At 68.8% G+C, this 20,699-nt stretch carries 22 protein-coding genes; 10 read left to right on the top strand and 12 right to left on the bottom strand.

Annotated features, from left to right (window positions below; all coding sequences use genetic code 11):
- On the top strand, window positions 1-232 hold a 232-nt coding region (locus ABZ807_RS22240), incomplete at its 5' end, for a transposase family protein (protein ID WP_357161069.1).
- A gap of 219 nt (window positions 233-451) precedes the next feature.
- Window positions 452-1,390 (top strand): hypothetical protein, encoded by a 939-nt coding sequence (locus ABZ807_RS22245; RefSeq protein ID WP_357161072.1) that lies wholly within the window; start codon window positions 452-454, stop codon window positions 1,388-1,390.
- Between the two features lie 35 nt (window positions 1,391-1,425).
- Here the strand turns inward: ABZ807_RS22245 and ABZ807_RS22250 are convergent, their stop codons facing one another.
- Both ABZ807_RS22250 and ABZ807_RS22255 read right to left on the bottom strand, forming a co-directional pair.
- On the bottom strand, window positions 1,426-2,028 hold the full coding sequence (locus tag ABZ807_RS22250; protein ID WP_357161075.1) for a hypothetical protein: 603 nt from the start codon (window positions 2,026-2,028) through the stop codon (window positions 1,426-1,428).
- Window positions 2,029-2,045: 17 nt separating this feature from the next.
- Window positions 2,046-2,897, bottom strand: coding sequence for a hypothetical protein (locus ABZ807_RS22255; protein ID WP_357161078.1), 852 nt, complete (start codon window positions 2,895-2,897; stop codon window positions 2,046-2,048).
- Window positions 2,898-3,130: 233 nt separating this feature from the next.
- Between ABZ807_RS22255 and ABZ807_RS22260 the strand changes: the two genes are divergently transcribed.
- The 4 genes from ABZ807_RS22260 (at window position 3,131) to ABZ807_RS22275 (ending at window position 5,886) form a co-directional block, all read left to right on the top strand.
- Window positions 3,131-3,748 (top strand): hypothetical protein, encoded by a 618-nt coding sequence (locus tag ABZ807_RS22260; RefSeq protein ID WP_357161081.1) that lies wholly within the window; start codon window positions 3,131-3,133, stop codon window positions 3,746-3,748.
- Between the two features lie 697 nt (window positions 3,749-4,445).
- Window positions 4,446-4,787: a metalloregulator ArsR/SmtB family transcription factor gene (locus ABZ807_RS22265; RefSeq protein WP_357161084.1), complete on the top strand. Its 342-nt coding sequence runs from the start codon at window positions 4,446-4,448 to the stop codon at window positions 4,785-4,787.
- Window positions 4,784-5,257, top strand: a complete 474-nt coding sequence (locus ABZ807_RS22270; RefSeq protein ID WP_357161087.1) for an SRPBCC family protein — start codon at window positions 4,784-4,786, stop codon at window positions 5,255-5,257. Before ABZ807_RS22265 ends, ABZ807_RS22270 begins: the two co-directional genes overlap by 4 nt.
- Window positions 5,254-5,886 carry a DUF998 domain-containing protein gene (locus ABZ807_RS22275; RefSeq protein ID WP_357161090.1) on the top strand — a complete coding sequence of 211 codons (633 nt, stop codon included), beginning with the start codon at window positions 5,254-5,256 and terminating at the stop codon, window positions 5,884-5,886. The genes ABZ807_RS22270 and ABZ807_RS22275 overlap by 4 nt, the downstream gene beginning before the upstream one ends.
- A gap of 940 nt (window positions 5,887-6,826) precedes the next feature.
- Here ABZ807_RS22275 and ABZ807_RS22280 read toward each other — a convergent pair.
- From ABZ807_RS22280 to ABZ807_RS22290, 3 genes are all read right to left on the bottom strand, one after another.
- On the bottom strand, window positions 6,827-7,591 hold the full coding sequence (locus tag ABZ807_RS22280; RefSeq protein ID WP_357161093.1) for a DUF4097 family beta strand repeat-containing protein: 765 nt from the start codon (window positions 7,589-7,591) through the stop codon (window positions 6,827-6,829).
- Window positions 7,592-7,664: 73 nt separating this feature from the next.
- Window positions 7,665-8,306, bottom strand: coding sequence for a response regulator transcription factor (locus ABZ807_RS22285; RefSeq protein ID WP_357161096.1), 642 nt, complete (start codon window positions 8,304-8,306; stop codon window positions 7,665-7,667).
- Window positions 8,294-9,508: a histidine kinase gene (locus ABZ807_RS22290; RefSeq protein WP_357161099.1), complete on the bottom strand. Its 1,215-nt coding sequence runs from the start codon at window positions 9,506-9,508 to the stop codon at window positions 8,294-8,296. Before ABZ807_RS22290 ends, ABZ807_RS22285 begins: the two co-directional genes overlap by 13 nt.
- A 133-nt stretch (window positions 9,509-9,641) precedes the next feature.
- Between ABZ807_RS22290 and ABZ807_RS22295 the strand changes: the two genes are divergently transcribed.
- Together ABZ807_RS22295 and ABZ807_RS22300 are read left to right on the top strand one after the other, a co-directional pair.
- Window positions 9,642-11,837, top strand: a complete 2,196-nt coding sequence (locus ABZ807_RS22295) for an MMPL family transporter (protein ID WP_357161102.1) — start codon at window positions 9,642-9,644, stop codon at window positions 11,835-11,837.
- Between the two features lie 55 nt (window positions 11,838-11,892).
- The gene (locus tag ABZ807_RS22300; RefSeq protein ID WP_357161105.1) at window positions 11,893-12,096 is read left to right on the top strand and encodes a hypothetical protein; all 204 of its coding nucleotides are present in this window, start codon (window positions 11,893-11,895) and stop codon (window positions 12,094-12,096) included.
- 52 nt (window positions 12,097-12,148) lie between these two features.
- Here ABZ807_RS22300 and ABZ807_RS22305 read toward each other — a convergent pair whose 3' ends face one another.
- Together ABZ807_RS22305 and ABZ807_RS22310 are read right to left on the bottom strand one after the other, a co-directional pair.
- On the bottom strand, window positions 12,149-13,264 hold the full coding sequence (locus ABZ807_RS22305) for a MerR family transcriptional regulator (RefSeq protein ID WP_357161108.1): 1,116 nt from the start codon (window positions 13,262-13,264) through the stop codon (window positions 12,149-12,151).
- A gap of 560 nt (window positions 13,265-13,824) precedes the next feature.
- The gene (locus ABZ807_RS22310; protein WP_357161111.1) at window positions 13,825-14,133 is read right to left on the bottom strand and encodes a hypothetical protein; all 309 of its coding nucleotides are present in this window, start codon (window positions 14,131-14,133) and stop codon (window positions 13,825-13,827) included.
- Between ABZ807_RS22310 and ABZ807_RS22315 the strand changes: the two genes are divergently transcribed.
- Entirely contained in the window at window positions 14,112-15,968 is a 1,857-nt protein-coding gene (locus tag ABZ807_RS22315; RefSeq protein ID WP_357161114.1) for an APC family permease, read from the top strand. The genes ABZ807_RS22310 and ABZ807_RS22315 overlap by 22 nt on opposite strands.
- A 225-nt stretch (window positions 15,969-16,193) precedes the next feature.
- On the opposite strand, the gene ABZ807_RS22320 is transcribed toward ABZ807_RS22315, so the two are convergent.
- The 3 genes from ABZ807_RS22320 to ABZ807_RS22330 form a co-directional block, all read right to left on the bottom strand.
- Window positions 16,194-16,367, bottom strand: a complete 174-nt coding sequence (locus ABZ807_RS22320) for a hypothetical protein (RefSeq protein ID WP_357161117.1) — start codon at window positions 16,365-16,367, stop codon at window positions 16,194-16,196.
- A gap of 16 nt (window positions 16,368-16,383) precedes the next feature.
- On the bottom strand, window positions 16,384-16,884 hold the full coding sequence (locus tag ABZ807_RS22325; protein ID WP_357161120.1) for a hypothetical protein: 501 nt from the start codon (window positions 16,882-16,884) through the stop codon (window positions 16,384-16,386).
- A 190-nt stretch (window positions 16,885-17,074) separates the two neighbouring features.
- Window positions 17,075-17,203 carry a hypothetical protein gene (locus ABZ807_RS22330; protein WP_357161122.1) on the bottom strand — a complete coding sequence of 43 codons (129 nt, stop codon included), beginning with the start codon at window positions 17,201-17,203 and terminating at the stop codon, window positions 17,075-17,077.
- 375 nt (window positions 17,204-17,578) lie between these two features.
- Between ABZ807_RS22330 and ABZ807_RS22335 the strand changes: the two genes are divergently transcribed.
- Complete coding sequence (locus ABZ807_RS22335) at window positions 17,579-18,145, top strand: hypothetical protein (protein WP_357161125.1); 567 nt, start codon at window positions 17,579-17,581, stop codon at window positions 18,143-18,145.
- A 174-nt stretch (window positions 18,146-18,319) separates the two neighbouring features.
- On the opposite strand, the gene ABZ807_RS22340 is transcribed toward ABZ807_RS22335, so the two are convergent.
- Together ABZ807_RS22340 and ABZ807_RS22345 are read right to left on the bottom strand one after the other, a co-directional pair.
- Window positions 18,320-18,874 (bottom strand): GNAT family N-acetyltransferase, encoded by a 555-nt coding sequence (locus tag ABZ807_RS22340; protein ID WP_357161128.1) that lies wholly within the window; start codon window positions 18,872-18,874, stop codon window positions 18,320-18,322.
- A 602-nt stretch (window positions 18,875-19,476) separates the two neighbouring features.
- On the bottom strand, window positions 19,477-20,637 hold the full coding sequence (locus ABZ807_RS22345) for an aminoglycoside phosphotransferase family protein (RefSeq protein ID WP_357161131.1): 1,161 nt from the start codon (window positions 20,635-20,637) through the stop codon (window positions 19,477-19,479).
- Window positions 20,638-20,699: the final 62 nt, after the last annotated feature.

Raw genomic sequence — 20,699 nt, forward strand, 5'->3', positions numbered from 1 at the left:
AGCCCCGATCAAGCAACCCACCGACGGACAACGGCTCGCTCCCGACAACCGCGCCTACAACCGACTGCTACGCGGACTGCGCTGGCAGGGCGAACACGGCTTCGCAATCCTGATCGGACGCTGGAAAACCCTGCGGCATACCACCGCCAGCCCACGCCGAATCAGCGACATCGTCGCGGCCGCACTGCACCTGACCCATTTCGAGTACAAATACCTGCTGCAAAGTAGCTGAGATTACTTCAGTGTACGGTGCCCTTCTTGCACCAAGCCCTGCAAAACTACCGGATCTGCCGCCGTCCGGGCGCTGACCTTCGTCGGTGAGCGACCGGATCTGCCGATGTGGGTGCACTCGATCAGGGTCGGGGGCAGCGTTAGCAACCAGGCTGGTGATGGCACCTAGGCAGCGGTATCTCTGTCGCATCGCATAGATCCGGAGCGCTATCGTCTTCCCGTGTCGATGTCTGACCTGTGGCAGCCGCTGTCTGCTCGTCAAAGCGGGAACCAGCAGTGGAACGAGAAGGTTTCCCCGGCCCTGGCCACTGAGCTAAGGAAGTGGATCTTCCGTGCCGGTCAGGGCATAGATAGATCGGACCTTGAGCGCGTACCTGTGCTACTTGGCCTCCGGCAGGACTGGGAGCCTGAGCCATACGACGAGAGCGACCCCCCTTTCTGGCGCGACCGCCGCGTGCGGGTGTCCCACGCCTTGGCCCACGTCGTGCCGGACCGCGCCCTACTCGACCTGGTCGATGCATTCCTGGATTTGCTTCCTGCTCGCTCGCCCGAGCCGAAAGCTACCGACCCAATGTCGCGCTTCTTCGCGGCGATGGCAGCGATAAAACACGACCACCGGAAAATCCTCCAGCAGCACCTCGACGACGCCCGGCTGATCTACGTCATCTCGAAGGACGGATGTCGTCTGGTGCGCCGCACAGACCCGGCAAGTGAACTAGCGCTCAGAGATGCGAGTAGTGCGCTTGAACGGATGCCCGCGTCTGGCTCGGCTGTGGACTTCCTCCGATCAGCTTGGACCGCTATTAGTGGCCTGCACCCGGATGCCCCGCAGGCCTACAGCGACGCGATCAAGGCCGTCGAGGCCTCAGCGCATTCAATCGTGCAGCCAAACAACGCCAAGGCGACCCTTGGCACCATGCTCGGTGAACTTCGGAGTGTGCCGCATCGATTCTCGGCGGACATTGGGCAGCCTGGAACCGCCGCCGGCCTCGAAGCAGTTGTTGCGATGATGGACGTGCTTTGGAAGGGGCAGACCTCGCGGCATGGAGGACAGCGTCCGACGGTGTCGGAGACAGCGGCCCAGGCACGCGCCGCAGTGCATCTCGCCACGACGCTGGTGACGTGGTTCGCTGCAGGCGTCGTTCAGCGGCAGCCTTAGGCTGACATGTGCCCGAGACGCGCGTAAATCTGCCGTCATCCGTGTGGCGGGCGGTTCAGCCGATTCCGACGGGTTTCAGCGGGGATTTCTTGGCACGTCTTGCATTCCTTCGCGTGGCGCTCGTCTGCAAGGCCTGCCGCCCGCACAGTTTCCCAAGCCAAGACCCGTGCCGCATCGGTCGCGGCGCGAGATGCAAATAGATATTCCTTTGGCCCAGCTTTCTCGGCTACCTTCACCACGACGATATGGCCGTCATCATCACCACCACCGTGACTGGCCGAAATCTCGATACCACTTGTTGCGTCCATGATCAGCGGAGGCTGCCCCTTGCTTCGTTGGGCGTACCCATCGCCCACTACATAGGCGTCAAAATGCTCGAACCGATCCCGCAGATCCTTGAGTGCTGGTTGCGCGGTGACAAACGCGCGGACGGCCTTGCTGTCCGCGCCGCACACCTTTTCGGCCCCGCGATGGACATTGCGGATGGCGTCGACAAGCACTAGCGAAAGGGCATCTCGGGCACCAATGGAGGCCCCGACAGCCTCGTCGTCCCAGGTCGACTCAAGCTGCTGACATATGTGGGCAGCAGCTGCCGCCCACATGTGCGTCCACCTTGCGACCTCGACTGTTTGGGTCATCTATATTCCTTCGCGCTTCAGCGGCTGCAGGTGTCGGGCGGGGCGAGTAGATCGTCGATCGCCGCGTGGAACTCTTCGAACGTCCGGATCTGACCAACCCGGTCGAGATAGCGGCGAAAGGATCGACTGAAGTGGTCGGCCAGATGGCCGACCTTCTCGGTCGCTTCGGACGTCTTGACAGTGAGGTAGCTGCTGGCGCCGATACCGAGATCGTGCATCACTGCCAGATCGACGAAGATGTCACCGGGCTGCAGGATGTCGGCCAGGTATGGGCGGTCGGCCTGATTGAGCGAGGCGGCCAGAAAACCGGCCCGGGCTGGATCAGAGAGGGCGAACAGCGTGAGCTCCGAGCTGGCATCGCCTGCGACGGCCAAGTCGAGGTTGGTGAAGTCTCGGAAGCTGTCCAGCCCGAACAGGCCGGCGAACTCTGCGTGGCGGCGTTCCCACAGATCCGGCGCCGGCCACAGCGAAACGCAGGCGCGAGCGGGAACGAACCCGACGTCGGCGCTGAGGCACTCGGGCTGCTCAACGTCAACCTCATACTCCCACCGGACCAGTTGCACCGTCTGACGGTCGACGCTTAGACACTGCGCCGCCTGGTCTCGGTAGTAGGTAGGAATGGCGAACCGGCTTCGACCTGCGGTCAGGGCCCACGCCAGCGCACGCCATACTGCCAGGGCCTCCCCGTCGTTGTTGTTGATCCCGTGCCGTTGCCACGGGTTGATGTCCGGATCTTCCGGATAGTTCTGCTCCCACAACCCCGACCACGCCGGGCCAGGCAGATCTGCCTCATCGGCGCGGATCACATACGTGTGCAGCCCATCGCGGTGCTGGTGCTCGAACCTTAGAAACCGCTCCGGATCTGCCACGCCATCAGGATGCCGGAAGCCAGCCGTCGATACCGAGCCGGACCGGCACCGGCCGCGGATGGCGCACTCTCATGCCGCGAGCCGGTCACTACGGAGGGTAGCGGTTGTCTCGACAGGCGTAGACGTACGCCGAGGAGCGCCAGCGCTGCAGGCCACCCGTCGACCATGTGATGGGAGGACGTCGACCGGATCCCTGATGGCCCGTAGTCGCGGACGCCGGCATGATGACCGTCATGGACGTCGAGGAACTGATCGCGCGCCATCCGCAGGTCTTCCACACGATGTCGGCGACCGCGTGGCCATCGGTGCAACGACACGGCCTCCTGTCCACGCAGCAACTGATCGATTTGTTCGACCTCGACGCCGCCGAGCGTGACCGACTCCTGAGCGCCCCTCGCAAGCAGTCCAGCGTTCTGCGCGCGCCCGGCCTGCCGCCTGCCGTGATCCGCGATCAGAAGCCGATGAAATTCGTCGCGGAGAAGATTGATCCAAACTCCTCGCTGACCGAGTACCTCGCGGCCATCAACTCCCGGGTCTTCTTCTGGGCCAGCGCTGAGCGGCTGGACCGGCTGCGTCAAGCGAGGGAGTACCGCACCGAGGACCAGGTGGTCCTGCACGTCGACACCCGCGCCCTCGTCGAGCGACACGGCCCACGAATCGAACTTTGCCGGCTCAACTCCGGGGCCGTGACGCAGAAGAACCACCCCATGCGGGGGCATCGATCCTGGCTGCCGATCGCCGAGTACCGCCGCCGGTACGGCCGCGATGGCGCCTTGGTCGAGGTCACCGTGTTGGACGCCGTTTCTGACATCCTCGACCTGACCGACAAGATTGAAGGCACCATCGACTGAGACGCACACCCATCGCGGTCACAGGACTGCATTGCGCTCCGCCCGGCAGGCAGGCGCGCTCGTACACCTGCTCGGGATCAGCCTTCACCAACCCGCCGGGGCCTCCTCGTCCTCAACGACTCCAGTGGCCACCACTGTCCGGACCGATAAGCGGGCAGGACGCGGCGTTCATCAGCCCTACAAGCCCGGCCCCGCGTGCGGTGCGGCCTGGCTGAACTGCAGTCCTCGACCGATCTTGACATCCGGTCATGCCGCTGCGAGCGTGCTGGTGTTTGTCTCGCTGGTGACGCACGGGTGATTCGGCCCGGGTGTGCCTCCAACGCCTGCAGGCGCAGCCGCGGCGCACCGGGCCGAATGACGACCAACAGCGGGCGGCCTGCCGACGCGTCCTAACCGCCATCGACCCCGGCCGACCCAACTCTTTGACCGGGCCCGACGCCGCAATGTCCGCTCGTTCCGCCGTGAACACACAAAGCTCACCGGCGATCGTCACGCTCCGTACGGTGCTTGCAGGCCCGATCGGCGTAACTTGTGCTGTTTGTCGTTGCAGATGAGTTTGGAGACGCCGACGGGCTCCGGCCGCACCGGTCGACGATCGGGTCGCCCGCCTCCTCCTGTTGATCAAGGAAGCGGGTTGACCGCCCGCCCGGCGTCCGCGTATTCTTCCGACTAGTTAATTAACCGAGAGGTAAAGTACGTGACGGCGGACGACGAACTGAGCGTGACGTTCGCGGCACTGGCGGATCCGACGCGCCGGGCCATCCTGGCCCGACTGGCAAGGAGCGAGGCGACGGTCGGCGAGCTGGCCGAGCCGTTCGAGCTGAGCCTGCCGGCGATCTCGAAGCACCTGAGAGTGCTTCAGCGCGCCGGGCTCGTGGAGCAGAGCCGGCACGCGCAGTGGCGGCCGTGCCGGCTACGCCCGGAGCCGCTGCGCGACGTGGTCCAGTGGATGGCGCAGTACCGCGCCTTCCTGGGCCAGAGCTACGACCGGCTGGACCGGTACCTCACTGAAATCCAGGAAGGAAACGCGGGGCAATGACCGACATCCAAACCGAAGGCGCCGACCTGATCATCGAGCGCACCTTCGCGGCACCGCCGGAACTGGTGTGGCGCGCGTTCACCGAGCCCGAGCACATCACGCGCTGGTGGGGACCTGCCGAGAGCAGCACGACCGTGCTGGAGATGGACGTACGGGAGGGCGGGCGGTGGCGGTTCATCAACCGCTCGGCCGACGGGGAGCAAACGCCGTTCAAGGGCGAGTACCTGAAGATCGTGGCGCCGGAGCAGCTGGTGCAGACGTTCGTCCTGGACGTGCCCGGTTTCGACGACCAGGCGGTGTTGGAAATGACCACGTTCACAGCGACCGACGACGGCACGCGGGTCGTGACCCGGTCGCGGTTCCCCTCGGACGCGACGCTCGCTGGCGCGGTGAACAGCGGGATGGCGCGGGGCGCGACCGAGTCGTACGAGCGGCTCGACGTGCTGCTGAGCGAGATGGCCGTCCGGTGAGCGCGGCGCTGGCGGGGACCGCCGGCCGGCGGTTCGCCCTTCTCGACTGCGGGATCGTCGCCGGGCCACTGTTCGCCGGCGCGGTGCTCGTACAGGCGGCCGCCCGGCCCGGCTTCGACCCGTCCCGGCACCCGCTGAGCCTCCTGGCGCTCGGGCCGCACGGCTGGGTGCAAGTGAGCGCGTTCGTGCTCACCGGGTTGCTGGCCATCGCGGGTGCGGTCGGCGTGCGACGGGCCCTGCACTCGGGTCCGGCCGGCACCTGGGGACCACTGCTGTACGGACTGTTCGGCGTCGCGATGATCGCCAGCGGCGTGCTGCCGGCCGACCCGTACAACGGCTACCCCGCCCAAGAGGCGGAGACGATCACCTGGCACGGCGTGGCGCACGATAGCGCCGCCACGGTGAGCGGGATCGCGGTGCTGGCCGCCAGCCTGGTGTTCGCCCGCCGCTACGCCAAGCTCCGCCGGCGCGGCTGGATGGCCTACTGCCTGACTGTACCCGTACTGGACCTGGCATTGAGCGGTGCGGCGGGCGCCGCTTCCGACTTCCGGTTGCTGCTGCTGGCCGGCATCGTGGACTGGACGTTCCTGGCCGTGATCGCCGTCCAACTCCGAGGCAACGCGAAGTGATCGTCGTTGATCAAGGAACAACCGCCATGCGCCTGCCCGAACAGTCGCGTGCTGTTCATAGAACCTTTCAACCACCGGCCAAGAGCATCGGTCGACGCCTGGACATGCGACGAGTCAGGGCCTGCGGGTCTCGGACCGCGTCCGAGAATCATGGTCAGATGCACTGATCTGCCGCGATCCGCGCGGTAGCAGTCGAGCGGTGTGGCTGGGCTGTTTCGGGAGCCCGCCCATGGTGAGCGGGCTCCCCGGAGCCTGGCCCGACTCGAACGGTGCTGCCACCCCTGAGTTCAGTGACGCGCGGTACCGGCGCCGCGCGCTGGGCAGGCCGGTCCCCAATCGTAGTGCGCCCGGCCCCATTGCAGAGGCGTCCGCACATGCCGCGATCAGCGCGCTGAGGTGTCGCAGATCAGTTGGCGGACGACTGCCGCACATCAGCCGACGGAGGACAACAGGTCACCGGATGACGTTGCCGAATTCCGCTCTATCAGATCAACGCGGCCTGCAAAGCGGGCCGCGCCGGCCCGGCCCCGGCCTGCTGACGACCTCCGGCCGGCATCGGCCGGGCCGGCCGACCACGCTGTCATCGACCAGCAACGAGCCGCCGCGGCGGACGTCCACGAGACGTTCACCGCATTCCGCCACGGGCATAGCGGCGACCCTCGGATCCGACATCAAGACGATCTCACTCATGACGCGATCATCTCGCAGAGCTCACCCCGGCGAACCTTCCCGGTCACCGCACCAGTAGCGCGAACCGTACCGTTTGCAGGTAGTTGATCAAGCGCTGGCTCTAGGGCCAGCCCTTGATCAGTTCTCCTCGGTTTTCGGCCTGCGGTGTCCGCGAGCACGTGCGCGAGCGAGGGGCCGTCAGACAATCGAGCCATGTGGTGACGTAGCCGATCACACGGATGTCACCCGACCGGACTGGCTGTGATCGCCGTCAGCCCACACGGATGTCACCCGAGACCGTCTCGACGGTGATGGTCCGGTCGCCGGTCGGCGCGGAGGGCAGCGACACGTCCTGGTCGCCGCTGACGGACTTGATGTCTAGGCGGTAGCCGTCGGCCGGTGCCGGCAGATGGATGGTCACATCGCCCGAGGTCGAGCGGGCCCGCACCGTGCCCGGCGCGGCGGTGAACTCGGCCCGGATCTCGCCGGAGACCGTCTCGATCGAAGCACCCGAGGCCCCGTTGCTGACCGTCACGGCGCCAGAGGTGGCGTGCACATCGACGGCGGTGGAGTCGGCCTTCACCTCGACGTCGCCGGAGACTACGTCCAGCTTGATCCGACCGGTGAGCCCGTCGACTGAGACGTCGCCGGACGACGTCTCCGCCTGGATGGCGACGTTCGCCGGCAGCTGCACGAAATAGTCCACCGAGCAGGCGCTGAGCACAGTGTTGTCCTGGCAGTCGTGGCTGATCTGCAGGGTGGTGCCGGACCAGGTCTCGGTGACCCTCGGCTTGGTGCGGTCCCACTTGAGGGTGCGCTCGATGCGGACCTCGTCGTAGTCGCCGCCCACCACCCTGACATCACTCGCCTCGAAGTCTACGAAGATCAGCCTCTCGGGTATCCGCTGCTCGGTGTGCTGCTGGACCTCGGTCTGGTCCGGGCCGCGGGACGACACGAGCCACACGGCGGCAATGCCGGCGGCGATGGCGACGACGGTGACGATGGCGCCGACGACGATCCAGCCGACCTTGTTCATGGTGGGACTCCTCTTCGTTTCGCGGGCGCGGTACAGCGCCCGTAACGTCGTACGGGATAGATGTGAGTGAAATTCAGGCGGCCAGGAACCGCAGCACAGCAAGCACCCGGCGGTGGTCGTTGTCGGTCAGCGGAAGATCGAGTTTGGTGAAGATGTTGTTGACGTGCTTGCCGACGGCGCTCTCGCTGATGAACAGCGCCGTCGCGACGCCGCCGTTGGAGCGGCCCTCGGCCATCAGCCCGAGCACCTCGCGTTCCCGGGCGGTGAGCCGTTCCAGCGGGTCGCTGTTGCGGCGGACGAGCAGCTGGGCCACCACCTCCGGATCCAGCGCGGTGCCGCCGGCGGCCACCCGGCGGACCGCGTCGAGGAAGTCGGTGACGTCGGCGATCCGGTCCTTGAGCAGGTAGCCGACCTTGCTGGTGGTGCCGGACAGCAGCTCGGTGGCGTAGCGCTCCTCGACGTACTGCGACAGCACCAGCACCGCGATGTCCGGCCACTGCCGGCGGAGCACGAGGGCGGCGCGCAGCCCCTCGTCGGTGAAGCTCGGCGGCATCCGCACGTCCAGCACCACCAGGTCCGGCTGGTGCGTGGCGACCTCCCGCAGGAACGCCTCGGCGTCACCCGCGGCCGCCACCACCTGGAGGCCCGCGCTGTCCAGCAGCCGGATCAGGCCCTCTCGCAGCAGGACCGAGTCCTCACCGATTACGACTCGCATGGCAACTCCACGATGATCCGGGTTGGTCCGCCGACCGGGCTTTCGATCCGCAGCGTGCCGTCCACCGAACCGGTGCGCCGTGCGAGACCACGCAGCCCGGTGCCGGCATCCGGGTCGGCGCCGCCGCGCCCGGTGTCGATGATGGCGATGTGCAGCACATCACCGATCCGCGCTACCTGGACTTCGGCCCAGTCGGCCTGAGCGTGCTTGGCCACGTTGGCCAGCGCCTCCGAGACCACGAAGTAGGCGACCGCCTCGATGGTGCGCGACGGACGGGCCGGTACGGAGACCCGCAGCCGCACCGGCACCGGCGAGCGGGCAGCGATGCCCGACAGCGCGGCGTCCAGCCCCCGGTCGTCGAGCACCGCCGGGTGCAGCCCGCGCACCAGGTCTCGCAGCTCGGCGAGCGCCTGCTTGGCCTCGTCGTGCGCCTGCTCGATGGCTGCTCTGGCCTGCGGATCGGTGTCGGTGAGGCTCGCCCGGGCCATGCCGAGGTTCATCGCCAGCGAGACCAGCCGCTGCTGGGTGCCGTCGTGCAGGTCGCGTTCGATCCGGCGGCGTTCGGCGTCTGCGGCGTCCACCACGTCGGCCCTGCTCTCCGCCAGCGCCGTCACCCGCTGGGCCAGCACCTCGGCCCGGCTGGTCTGCAGTAGCGAGCCGGCCAGCGCGATGTCCAGCCGGGCCAGCCCGCGAGCGGCGACGAGCGCCACGATGATCAACGCGACACAGCCGACGCACGCCAGGGTGAGGCCGACCGGCTCGTAATCGGCGATGCCGTAGGCGCTGCCGGGCGGCAGCAGCCAGCCGAACGAGATGAGCAGCACGGTGCCCAGCGCCGCCGACCACAGGCCGACCACCAGCAGGAAGCCGGCGAAGCCCAGCGGCACGACCAGCAGGTGGTAGCACAGCGCGCGCCAGGGGCCGGGCTGCCGGGCCCGTTCCCACCAGCGGCCTGCGGTGCGACGCTGGACGGTCAGCTGCACGCCGTACCCGGTGAGCCTCGACCGCTGCACGGCGGTGAGCACGCCGACGGTGCCGAACAGCAGCGCGATCGCGATCGGCACTCCGATCACCGTCACCGCCAGCACCAGGCACAGCGCAATGGCAACCAGCAGCACGACGCCTGACAGCATCCCGACCACGCCGCCGACGACAACGAGCACCGTCGAGCGTGCTGTGCGGAACGGTCCTGTCATCTGCATGGTGCAACCGTAATAACCGGTCCTAGGCAGGCGCGATGGGGCGGGACACAGCCGCCCGGTGGGGTTTACCCCACCCCCGTAACGGAGGCCTGGCTTACTGACGCCGTGGCGCCGGTGGCCGAGGGTTGTCGGCATGCTCACACGATTGGGACGTCTATGTCACCGGCACCGCTGGCCGGTGCTCGTGTTGTGGTTGGCGGCAATGGTCGTCGGCGGTCTCGCCGCCGGGCCGGTGTTCGACGGGATGTCGAACTCCAACCAGCTCAACGGCACCGAGACGGGTGCGGCCCGGGAGGCGTTGCGAGCCGGCTCGGACGCCGGCGACGACCTGGTGGTCATCGTCGAGGGCGTCGATCCGGCGGGCGCCGCCGTCACCGCCGCGGTCACCCTGGCCCGTGCCGACCTGGCAGCGTTGCCGGGCGTGCGCGAGGTCTCGGACCCGTTGCCGGCCGTCGACGGTCGCGGGTTCGCGCTGCGGGTGACCCTCGACCGGTTCACCGATGATGATCGTGAGGAGGTGGCGGTCGAGGTCGCCTCGGCCCGGCTGCGTCAGCTCGGCGCCGACGCCGGGCCGGGCGCCGTCACTCGGCTGGGTGGCGAAGCGATCATGGATGGCGAGGTCAACGACGCCGTGCAGGCCGACCTGAGCCGGGCGGAACTCGGTTCACTGCCGCTGACGCTGCTGGTCCTGGTCGTCGTGTTCGGCGGCGTGGTCGCGGCCGGCCTGCCGCTGCTGGCCACCCTGGCCACCGTGCTCGGCTCGTTCGGGGTGCTGCTGGCCTTCTCCCGGTTCGTCGACCTGGACTCCAATGTAGTCACCGTGGTGTCGATGCTCGGCCTCGGGCTGTCGATCGACTACGGGCTGCTGCTGATCGCCCGCTACCGGGAGGAACTCGCCGCCGGCCGGGCACCGGCCGACGCGGTGGCCGCCACCTGGAGCACGGCCGGGCGGACGCTCCTGTTCAGCGCGCTGACCGTGGCCGCCGCGCTGTCCGGTCTGCTGTTCATCCAGGTGCCGCGGCTGCAGGCGATGGGTGCCGCGGGCATCTCCGCAACAGTGGTCGCGCTGCTCAGCGCGCTCACCCTGACGGCCGCGCTGATAGGGGCAACCGGCCGCTGGATCAAACCTGCCCGGCCGGGCAGGTGGCTGCGGCGGGGCCGCGCCGAGGTCTCGCCACGCGACGCGGCGGCAGCCTTGGCGGTACGGGGTGCCCGGCCCGAACCCGGGTTCTTCGCTCGGCTGGCGCGCCACACCCAGCGCAGGCCGGTGTTGATGACGGTGGTGGCCGGCGTGGTGCTGCTAGCGGCCGGTGCACCGCTGCTGGGGGCAACGATCCGGCTGCCACAGCTGGAGAGCCTGCCGCACACTATCGAGTCGGTGCAGGTCGCCGAGGATCTGGGCAGCCGGTACGGCCAGACGGTGCAGCCTGCGGTGACCGTGGTGGCCCGTACCGACCTGGCGGCGCTGGACGGCTGGGCAGCGCGCTGGGCGGCCGAACCGATCGTGGCACGGATCGATGCCGCCCGGCAGGTCGGCCCGGACCTGGCCCTGCTCACCATCGCGGTGCGCGGCGACAGCCAGTCAGCCCAGGCGCAGGACCTGGTCGAACGGATCCGGGCCGACCGACCGGCCGGCGTGCAGTCCTGGGTGATCGGCGACGCCGCCGTGCTGCTCGACCTCAACCAGCGCATCCGCGACGGGCTGCCAGCCGCCCTGCTCACGGTCACCGTGGCGATGCTGCTGCTGCTGTTTCTGATGACCGGTTCGCTGGTGATCCCGGTGAAGGCCCTGGTGATGAACGTGGTGTCGCTCGGCGCCACGTTCGGCGTGCTGGTGGCGGTCTTCGAACGCGGTTGGCTAGCCGGGCCGCTGGACACCTTGACGGTCGGCGGGCTGAGCCCGTTCGTGGTGGTGCTGGTGTTCGCGTTCGGGTTCGGACTGTCGATGGACTACGAGGTATTCCTGCTCGGCCGGATCAAGGAATACGTCGATGCCGGTGACGCCAATGACGACGCGGTGCGCAAGGGGCTGCAGCGCAGCGGCCGGCTGATCACCTCGGCGGCACTGCTGATGCTCATCGTGTTCGGGTTCTTCGCCGCCGCCCGGGTCGGCGACCTGGAACAGATCGGCCTGGGCCTGTTCGTGGCCGTGCTGGTCGACGCGTCCATCGTGCGCTGTGTGCTGGTCCCGGCGACGATGACGCTGCTCGGCCACTGGAACTGGTGGTCGCCGCCGGCCCTGCGCCGCTGGCATGACCGGCACGGGCTGCGCGAACACCAGCCGTCGCCGCTGGTCGAGGCGCCGCCGCTGGTCGGCTCGGCCGGGTGAGCATACGTGCGGGTCCAGGCGAGAAATGCCGTGGACCCGCACACCCTTGCGGATAGTGCACCGGGTCACCGGTCTGGTCACCGGCGGGATCGGGTTCTTCGGTCCGCCGGACGCCGACGGCAAGGTCGAGCTCGGGTACGGGGTGGCGCCGAAGGTCAAGGGCTGCGGTTATGCAAAACATGATTCCGAATGTGGCGGTGCCCGAACCTGCTCGGCTAGATACGTCGTGACCGGGGAGAAAGCAATCGCCCAGGCCTAGCAGCCATGGCTGCGCGGTGCAGCTTTCTGGCGGCGTTCTCGCATACGCTGGTTCATGCCACGAGCAGGCGGAGGCCGAGCTCTGCCGTGTCGAGGGCGACGAGGTCGCGGTTGCGCTCGGCCCACCGGCCTGAGGAAAGGTCTTCGCGGAGTGTGCTGACTGCCCGTTGCTCAGCCTGCGGTCCGACTCTGGTCCATACCGAAACCGCGCGGCGTACATGTTCGTCCAGGTACGCCTCAGGCCGGCGCCAGTATGCCTCGAAGAAGCCGTCAGCGCAGTCCCACGGGACGAGCACCGGCTCCGCGCGTCCTCCGATCGCGCGGGTCAGGTCGGCCAAGGACGGCCAGCCGACGAGGAGGTCTGCGAACTCAGGTAAGTAGTCGCGGGTGAGCCAGAACCGCTGACGCCAGCCGGTGTCATCGGCGTCGTACGTGAACACCACCACGCGGCGGGCCACACGCCGCATCTCACGCAGCCCGGCGACCGGGTCCGGCCAGTGATGGACGGTGCTGACCGCCATCGCGGCGTCAAAGGACTGGTCCTCGAACGGCAGACTCTCCGCAGCGGCGGCCACGCACGGCGCCGCGCCCACGGGACGCTGCGCCCGCATGACCGCCGACGGTTCTACCGCCGTGACGTCGCGGTCGGGTGGTTCGTAAGAGCCGGTGCCAGCCCCGACGTTCAGCACCGTACGTGCGTCCCCCAGCGCATCCCAGATGCGCGCGGCGATCCGTGGCTCGGTGCGCCGCGTCGCTGGGTAAGCGGATCCGATGGCGTCGTACAACTGCGCGCCGAACACTTTCAGTTGCTCCTCTGGCGTCGTCCTGATTCCCATTGCTCGTGCCTCCAGTTCCCTGTCTATGGCCGTCACCATGGCAGCAGCGCGGTCGCGCTGGTCCATCAGCAGGCCGCGCAGCCGGCACAGGTGCGCGACTGCGTCGGTGGCCGGATCGTCAACCAGATCCGCGATTTCCCGCAATCCGAAGCCGAGCCGCCGGTAGGCGAGCACCTCCCGGAGTCGCTCCACGTCGCCCGCGGAGTAGGCCCGGTGCCCAGCCGCGGTCCGCGTGGACGGCTCCAGGAGGCCGATCTCGTCATAGTGATGCAGTGTGCGGACGCTGACGCCGGCCAACTCCGCCACACGCCCCACGGTCAGGTACTCCTCCACACCACCGACTATGTGGCATGACGCCGCGTGAGGAGCAAGCGCTTCGCTGCTGGCATGATCGAGTTTCCGCTCATCGGCATGTCAGTGCACCCAAGCCGGTGGGCTTCCGCTGCCCTTCGCGGATCGGATCAGTCTGGCGGCGCTGCGGCGGGCGACCAGCGCTGAGCCGATCAGGGCATGCGTCGGCGTACGGCTGGTAGCGTCACGATCGACCCCTGAGCTGTGGGAATGCGGTTCGGGTTCTGCCACATCCGGTCCACCAGCAGTTCGTGAGCTGCGAAGGCGCGAATGCGATGTGGCGGTACCCGAACTGCTCCCAATCAGGCCGCTGGGAGCGTCAGGGCGCGCACAGCGGGCAACTCGACCAGCCGTCGGGGCAAGCTCGTTGAGGGCGGCGAATCGTGCGGCGCCTGGTGCTGTCGTCTGGCACGCAAGCCGATCAAGGTCATAACGCTCAGTAGCTGGGCCCTGAGCCGAGCGGCATCCTGTTCTGCCGAGATGAGGTGCGGGGCACGTCGTTGTCGGCTGGGCGCTTTTGTGCGTCCTCAGCTCTCCCCGCTTCAGTCGGCCTCGGCCGCGACCCCGCGGACTCCGCGTGGCCGACCTGCCCGTACCCACAGCCCGTAGAACACCCCACCGACGAGCAGCGCGGCGGCGAGGGACGCGATCGGGTAGCCGCGGGCGAGGTTCACCACCAATGTGAGGGCGACTCCGACGGCGCCGACAAGGCTGACCGCGAGCTGCACGGGTCGCCGTTCGCGACGGAAGAACACCGCCATGGCGCTCAAACCGGCGAGGAAGCTCAGGAACACCGCGACGGCGTAGAAGACCACCAGACGCTGCTCACGTGCGTCGGCGGCGACGGTCACGACGGCCGCTCGTCGCCCTGCCGGTGCTCTCCTCGGACCTGCTCTCCTCGGTGGCGTACGGCCCGGAGGCGATGCTGACCATCCTCGCGCTCGCGGGCAGCTCCGCGTTGGGCCTGTCGTTGCCGATCGCCGCCGCGCTGGTGGTGCTGATGATCGTCGTCGGGCTCTCGTACCGGCAGACCATCCCCGCCTACCCGCACGGGGCCGGCTCCTACATCGTGGCCAGCGACAACCTCGGCCGCCGGCCCGGCCTGGCCGCCGCGGCCGGGCTGATGATGGACTACGTCCTCACCGTCTCGGTCTCCGTGTCGACCGGCATGCAGACGGTCACCTCGGCCCTGCCCGTGCTCGCGCCGCTGACCGTCCCGCTCGGCCTCCTGGTGATCGCCGGGTTGCTCGCCGGCAACCTGCGCGGCGTACGCTCGGCGGGCAATCTGTTCGCCGCGCCGACGTACCTCTTCCTCGGCGCCATGATCCTGCTGCTCGCCGTCGGCCTGGCGCAGGCGGCGGGGCGCGGGTTCACCCCGGTCCCGCCAGCCCCGGTCCCCGTCGTCGAGGGAGTGGGCCTGCTTCTCGTGCTGCGCGCCTTCTCGTCCGGGGCGACCTCGATGACCGGCATTGAGGCGGTGTCGAACGCCGTACCGGCCTTCCGGCCGACGGAGTGGCGCAACGGCCGTGCCACGTTGACCTGGATGCTCAGCCTGCTGGTCGTGATGTTCGCCGGGCTGATGGTGCTGATCCACCTCGACGGCGTGGTGCCCAGGCCAGAAGAGACCGTGCTCTCCCAACTGGCCCGTCGCACGTTCCCGACCGGCCCGTGGTACGTCATCATCCAGGCCGCCACCGCGCTCATCCTGCTGTTTGCCGCCAACACGGCGTACAACGATTTTCCCCGGCTGCTGTTCTTCATGGCGCGGGACGGCTACGCGCCCCGCCGTTTCCTGCACATGGGCGACCGTCTCGGGTTCAGCAACGGCATCATCGCCCTCTCCCTCGCCGCCGCGATCATCTTTTTCGCCTTCGGCGGCCAGACGCAGTCGCTCATCCCGCTCTTCGCGGTCGGCGTCTTCCTGGCCTTCACCCTGTCGCAGGCCGGCATGGTCGTCCACTGGCTCCGACAGCGGGGGCGGCACTGGCGCCTGCGTCAGGCGGTCAACGCGTCGGGTGCGCTGCTGTCCGCCGTGGTGCTGCTCACCGCCGCGGTCACCAAGTTCGCCGCGGGCGCCTGGGTGGTGGTGATCGCCATCCCGGCCATCATCCTGCTGGCCCTGCGGATCCGCCGCCACTACGACACGGTGGAGCGCGCGTTGCGGCTGCATCCGCCGCCAACCGCCCCCAGGAAGCGACTGGTCCCGCCGCCGCCCGCCCAGCCCGCCAACTGCGCGACCGGCGGCGCGGAGATCCAGGAGACCGAGGAAAGCCCGCAGGAGGTACGGCATCTGGTCGTCGTGCCGGTCGCCCGGTTCAACCTGGCCGCGCTGCGCGCCCTGGCGTACGCCGCCTCGCTCGAGCCGCCGGCGTTCGCCGTACACATCAGCCCGGACGACGAGGAGGCGGACCGGTTCCCGGAGCAGTGGGGGACCTGGGGCGACCATCTGCGCTTGGAGATCATCGTCTCGCCGTACCGGGCGATCATTCCGCCGCTGGCGCACTATCTCGACGCGCTGCACACGCTGCGGCCGGACATCGTGCTCACCGTGGTGCTGCCGGAGATCGTGGTCCGGCACCGCTGGCACGAACTGTTGCACAGCCGTACGCGCCAGCGGCTCCGGCGAGCCCTGCGCCACCTTCCCGGGATCGTCATCACCAGCGTGCCGATCCATCTGTCCGAGTGACGCGGGGCCTACCGGCACCGTCTGCCCGACGTGGCGCCCTGTTGTGCCTGCCGAGAATCCCGTCCGGCCCGCTGTTCCCATCGGCAGGACCCGCCACAGGACGTGCGCCGGGAGGTGCTCGACGCGGCCGCCCAACTGCTCGACAACACCAGGGGCCTCGCTACTGCCGCCACCGTGCCATCACCGGCTCCGCCGGCCGGGTCGACCGCCGCCGCATGCGAGACGTCACTCCCGGCGCCCGTCGAGGCCATCAGCGCCGCCGTCGACCACGCCCTGGGCCGCCAACGGGCCAACCAACACCATGGCGTCCTCATCGTCCTCGCCCAGGTGCTCACCGAGAATCGCGTGCAGCCGGGCGATGCCTGCGACGCCTCCGGCTAGCTTCACTCTGCCCAGCACCCGGCCGGTCTCCATCTCACTTCGCCCGTGCGATATCGCGGGCGAGGTGAGAGGGGCGCAGGCCGGTAGACCGTAGCCGGCGCACGTCAGCGATCGTGTCGTGCATGAGCTGAACATGGAAGTAGTTGACGTGTTCGACGACTGCGAACAAGGCAAAGGCGAGCCCTGGCCAGGTGGCGCGCCCGGGATCCGTGGCTGTGGCGTACCCGATGATTACGACTCCAGAGCCGAGAAGCAGCGGGTTGACGGCGCGCGCAGCGCGAAAGGCAACGCCGGCCGGAAGGTGGCGCCCGTGACTGCACATCTGGTGCAGTTTGGCTCCCCAGTAGGCGGCGCCCTCGATCAGCAGGACGGCGAACAGGCCGAAGCCGATCAGGTTGGGTGCCGTGGCCGGTAAGCCGACGAGGCCGAACCACAACCCGGCCTGCAGCGGTACGTTGACCAATTCCATGGCGGTGAGCGAACGGAGCCTCCGGTAAACAGACCGAGGCATCGCGTCGGCGACGGTGGCTGGCACGCCACCATTGTGGATCATTGCCGGGTACAGCACGCATCCTCACATGCCGCGATCCGATCGCCACGTTACGTGACGGCTCTGCCCGGCTGGTCGGCGTGCGGACATGCCGATGACAGGACGGGTGACCAAAGCCTGCGCAAGGTAGAAAATCAGGCCGGGCGGCGATTGTGAATGCGAGACAGGGTGTCGGTCAGCGGAACTCGTCCGCGTGATCGGCGGCCCATCGCGCGAAGGTCGTCACGAACGCGGGCATTGCATAGATGCCGCGGAACGGCTCCGGCGGAACCGCATCCGGGCCGGCAGCGGGCACGGGGCTCATCTCAAACGCATCGTAGTAGTCACTGATGCACCCCACCCTCTAGCCTCACGCAACGTGAGGGTCAAGCCGGGCCCGTGAACCTCGCCCTACCCCAACGATGCGACCAACGTTGTGGCCGGGTACAGCTAGGACGCGGTAGCGGTGGAGGTCCAGGGACTGTTCCAGCGTGGTGCGCTCATCGGCGGTCACGACGGGAAACCCGACCAGCATCGATTTTCTCACGACGGTCCGCACGGCTCGGCGCATGATCACGTGTGCGGATCTGCCGTCGACAGCGCGTTGGAGACGACCGGATCTGCCAATTTCAGTGCGGTGCGCGGGCCAGCCGACGGGCCGACTAATGAATCGCACACCGTGCGGCTACGCTGCGGGGCAATGTCGACAAGAGAGGACCAGGTGTTTGATGCGGTGGTCCGACGGATCGCCGCTGGCGGGTACATCGACGAGGTGGCAGCCAGCCGGTTGGCGCCGCTCCGACCGGCGCCGCCTGCCGCGGTCGCGGAGGCCCAGGAACTGGCCGGCCGATCACTGCCATCGCTGCTGCGCCGGCTCTACCTGGAGGTCGGCAACGGCGGCTTCGGCCCCGGTTACGGTCTCCTCGGCCTCAGGAATGGGCATCGAACTGGCGGCCTGGACGCGCTGACCGGGCTCAAGGGCGGTGTCCTGACCCTGTGCGACTGGGGTTGCGGCATCAGCAGCGAGCTCAACCTCGCCGACGGCCAGGTCTGGGGCTACGACCCGAACCCGGCGCCGGACGGCGTGTCATGCACATTCCCGCAGCACATGACGATCGTTGACTGGTTCTCCAAGTGGGTAGAGGGCACGCTGTACCAGCCGTGGCTGGTCCAGGACCCGACGACCGGCGAGTGGCGCGGCGCAACCGACGCCGAGTACGCGGAGATGATCGAGGAGGCGTTCGGCCCCAGCGGTCCCGAGGACTGACTGACCGCCGGACGCTGAGGGCCACACCCCGCCGGCGTGCTGACGCCTAACAACGGGCACGGTGCGAACCCTGGGCCACACGCACGCTCATGCCGCCGTCCGTGCCGATCGTTGACGCGTACGTCACTGGCCGTAACCGACACTGGCCGACGCGGGTGTCCGGTCGTGCCGAGATCAGTGCGTCCGCTTCTTCCCGCTCGACGCATCGAATGGCGCGGTCTCCGTGGGCTCATCGAGGCGCAGGATTGTTTCCTCGATCTCTGTGTTCCGCCCGTTGGCGAACGAGGTCTCCGTGCCTGTGATCGCGAATCCTGCCTTCTGTAGCACCTTGAGCGATCCCACGTTGTCACTCGCGGCGCGGGCGAACAGTGGCCGGACGGGAACCGATTCGAGGAGGAGGGCAAGCGCTCGGGAGGCGATGCCCTGCCCCCAGAAGGATCTGTCGATCCAGTAGGTGACCTCGGTATCACCCTCGATTACGAAGCTGGCGATATTACCGACGAGCCCTCCGTCGAGCGTGATAATGCGGGTGGTGACCTCAGGCGATGTCCTGATCTTCGCCAGGTGGACATCGAAAGCGGTGCGATCGTCGGGATCCTTGGCGGTGAAGGCTGCCATCCGGACCGACTCGGGATCCCGCATCTGTTCGAACAACGCGTCGAGGTCGGCGTCGTCGACCGGTCGCAGCGCCACCTCAGCCACAAGCGTCCCCCAGACCTGGTCCAGCATCCATCAGCGAGGCGCACATACCAGCAGCATCCGACAGTCGGTGGAGATCCGACATCCGCATTTGCCGCGACCAACTGCTCTGCGGCGCGGGGCTCGCGGAGACAAGGCGTACCTGGCGGCCGACGGCTCCGCCGCCCCGACCAGCTGCGCGGCTGGTGTCAGCGCCCGGCTCGAACTGCTGCGTGATCGTTGGTTCCCAGGACTGGTTTCCAGCCGACGCCGCTGGCGCGCTGGAATGGCTGGCGGGCTGCGAACAGGCCGGGGACCTCGTGGGCTTCAGCGTCGACCGCTGGTCGCGTGCCGAGGTGCGGCGGCGGCCGGTCGCCGCCGGGCGACCAGCGGCCGGTGGAACGCCACCGTCAGGGCGGTGAGCGCCGCCGCGCCAACGCGAACCCGCCCGCCAACGCCGCCGAGGCGTCCGGGTCGCCATCCAGAACGGGGTGGGGCTGGAGGCGTACTCGGTCAGCGACGCCGGGTCCTGCCAGGCCGTCAGCATCGGACGCAGGTGCTGGCCGAACAGCAGGAAGGCGACGCCGGCAGGGGGCGAGGTCACCGCGGCGTGGGACCTTCGTCCCTGGTGGACGGCTCCAAACGGGTGGCGATCAGGCCGCGTCCACATAAGGGGCAGCGGCCTGCGCCAACCAGTCCGGCACGTCTGCCTCGTGGTAGACCCGCTCGCTCGGCTCGATCCCCGCCAGGAAAGCCGCGTACACCGCCGCCAATCGCAACGCCGCGACCGGCCGCAGCAGCTCCACGGCCCGTTCCGGCTCGCAGCCCGGCACGCTGGCCCGCCATCGCGCGGACCACGCCGCAAGCAGCGACGAGGCCGCCGCCGGGTCGAGCCGCTCGGTCAGCCGGAGGATGTCGAACGCCGGGTGCCCGACGAACGAGTCCCCCCAGTCGATGATCACCCGCCGCTGCCCGTCGCTCCGGACGTTGCCGGGGTGCAGGTCCCCGTGCACCAGCGTGTCCGGCAACCCGCACCGCCGTACCTCCTCCAGCCGCGCCGCCAACCCGTCGAGCAGGGCGGGGGCGGCGTGCGGAGCGAGTGCGGCGCGGATCCACCGGGCAAGGCCAGCGCCGCAGAGGTCCGGCACGCCGGCCGCCACCAGGTCGTCGGCGAGCGGCAGCGCACGTACCTGAAGGGCGTGATGGTCCGCGGCGATGGCCTGGCGTTCAGCGCTGTCTGCCTCGTAGCGGTCCTCCCCCGGCACGTGGTCGAGCAGCATCCGCCCGTCACCGTCGTCGGCGAGCAGCGTCGGCACGAGCCCGGGCACCACCGCGTCGAGCCGGCGCAGCACCGCCGCCTCGTGCCGGAAGAAGGCCGGCACCTGCTTGAGCCAGGCGGTGCCGCACGGCCCGTCGAGCCGCCAGATCGCCGACAGGTTCCAGGTCCGCTGCTGCGCCGCCTCGGTCACCGGCCGTCCGAGCCGGTCGAGCGCCGCCCGCGCCCAGGCCAGGCTCGCCGCCGGTCCGCCCGGCTCCGCCCAGGGCGCGCGCAGCGGATGCGGCGCCAGCTCCACCGACACCGGCATCAGGGGTACGCGGACCGGGCCGGCCGCCTCCGCCAGGTAGGCCACCGCACCCCCGGGCGGCGCGGGGCGCTCGCCGGCGAGCAGTCGAAGGACGGTCACCTCGACCGGCGCGCCTCGCACCACCGACTCGACCTCCTGCCACCAGGGCGTCGGCACGTCGTACGGGGGCAGCGCCCCGAGCGGCCGGCCGGCGGGGTCGACCAGGACGAGGGTCACGGTGCGAATCACGGTCGCCGACGGTAGTGCCAGGGCACGGCGGGCGGCGAACGGTTATCCCACCGGAGGCGGTT

Origin of the sequence: Micromonospora sp. NPDC047548 (assembly GCF_040642975.1) — a bacterium.
Lineage (GTDB): Bacteria > Actinomycetota > Actinomycetes > Mycobacteriales > Micromonosporaceae > Micromonospora.

Excerpts from the sequence above, each read along its gene's own strand:
- ABZ807_RS22250 (WP_357161075.1), bottom strand. The coding sequence starts at position 2,028 with ATGACCCAAACAGTCGAGGTCGCAAGGTGGACGCACATGTGGGCGGCA.
- ABZ807_RS22260 (WP_357161081.1), top strand. The coding sequence starts at position 3,131 with ATGGACGTCGAGGAACTGATCGCGCGCCATCCGCAGGTCTTCCACACG.
- ABZ807_RS22270 (WP_357161087.1), top strand. The coding sequence starts at position 4,784 with ATGACCGACATCCAAACCGAAGGCGCCGACCTGATCATCGAGCGCACC.
- ABZ807_RS22280 (WP_357161093.1), bottom strand. The coding sequence starts at position 7,591 with ATGAACAAGGTCGGCTGGATCGTCGTCGGCGCCATCGTCACCGTCGTC.
- ABZ807_RS22285 (WP_357161096.1), bottom strand. The coding sequence starts at position 8,306 with ATGCGAGTCGTAATCGGTGAGGACTCGGTCCTGCTGCGAGAGGGCCTG.
- ABZ807_RS22290 (WP_357161099.1), bottom strand. The coding sequence starts at position 9,508 with ATGCAGATGACAGGACCGTTCCGCACAGCACGCTCGACGGTGCTCGTT.
- ABZ807_RS22295 (WP_357161102.1), top strand. The coding sequence starts at position 9,642 with ATGCTCACACGATTGGGACGTCTATGTCACCGGCACCGCTGGCCGGTG.
- ABZ807_RS22330 (WP_357161122.1), bottom strand. The coding sequence starts at position 17,203 with ATGAGCCCCGTGCCCGCTGCCGGCCCGGATGCGGTTCCGCCGGAGCCG.
- ABZ807_RS22335 (WP_357161125.1), top strand. The coding sequence starts at position 17,579 with ATGTCGACAAGAGAGGACCAGGTGTTTGATGCGGTGGTCCGACGGATC.
- ABZ807_RS22340 (WP_357161128.1), bottom strand. The coding sequence starts at position 18,874 with ATGCTGGACCAGGTCTGGGGGACGCTTGTGGCTGAGGTGGCGCTGCGA.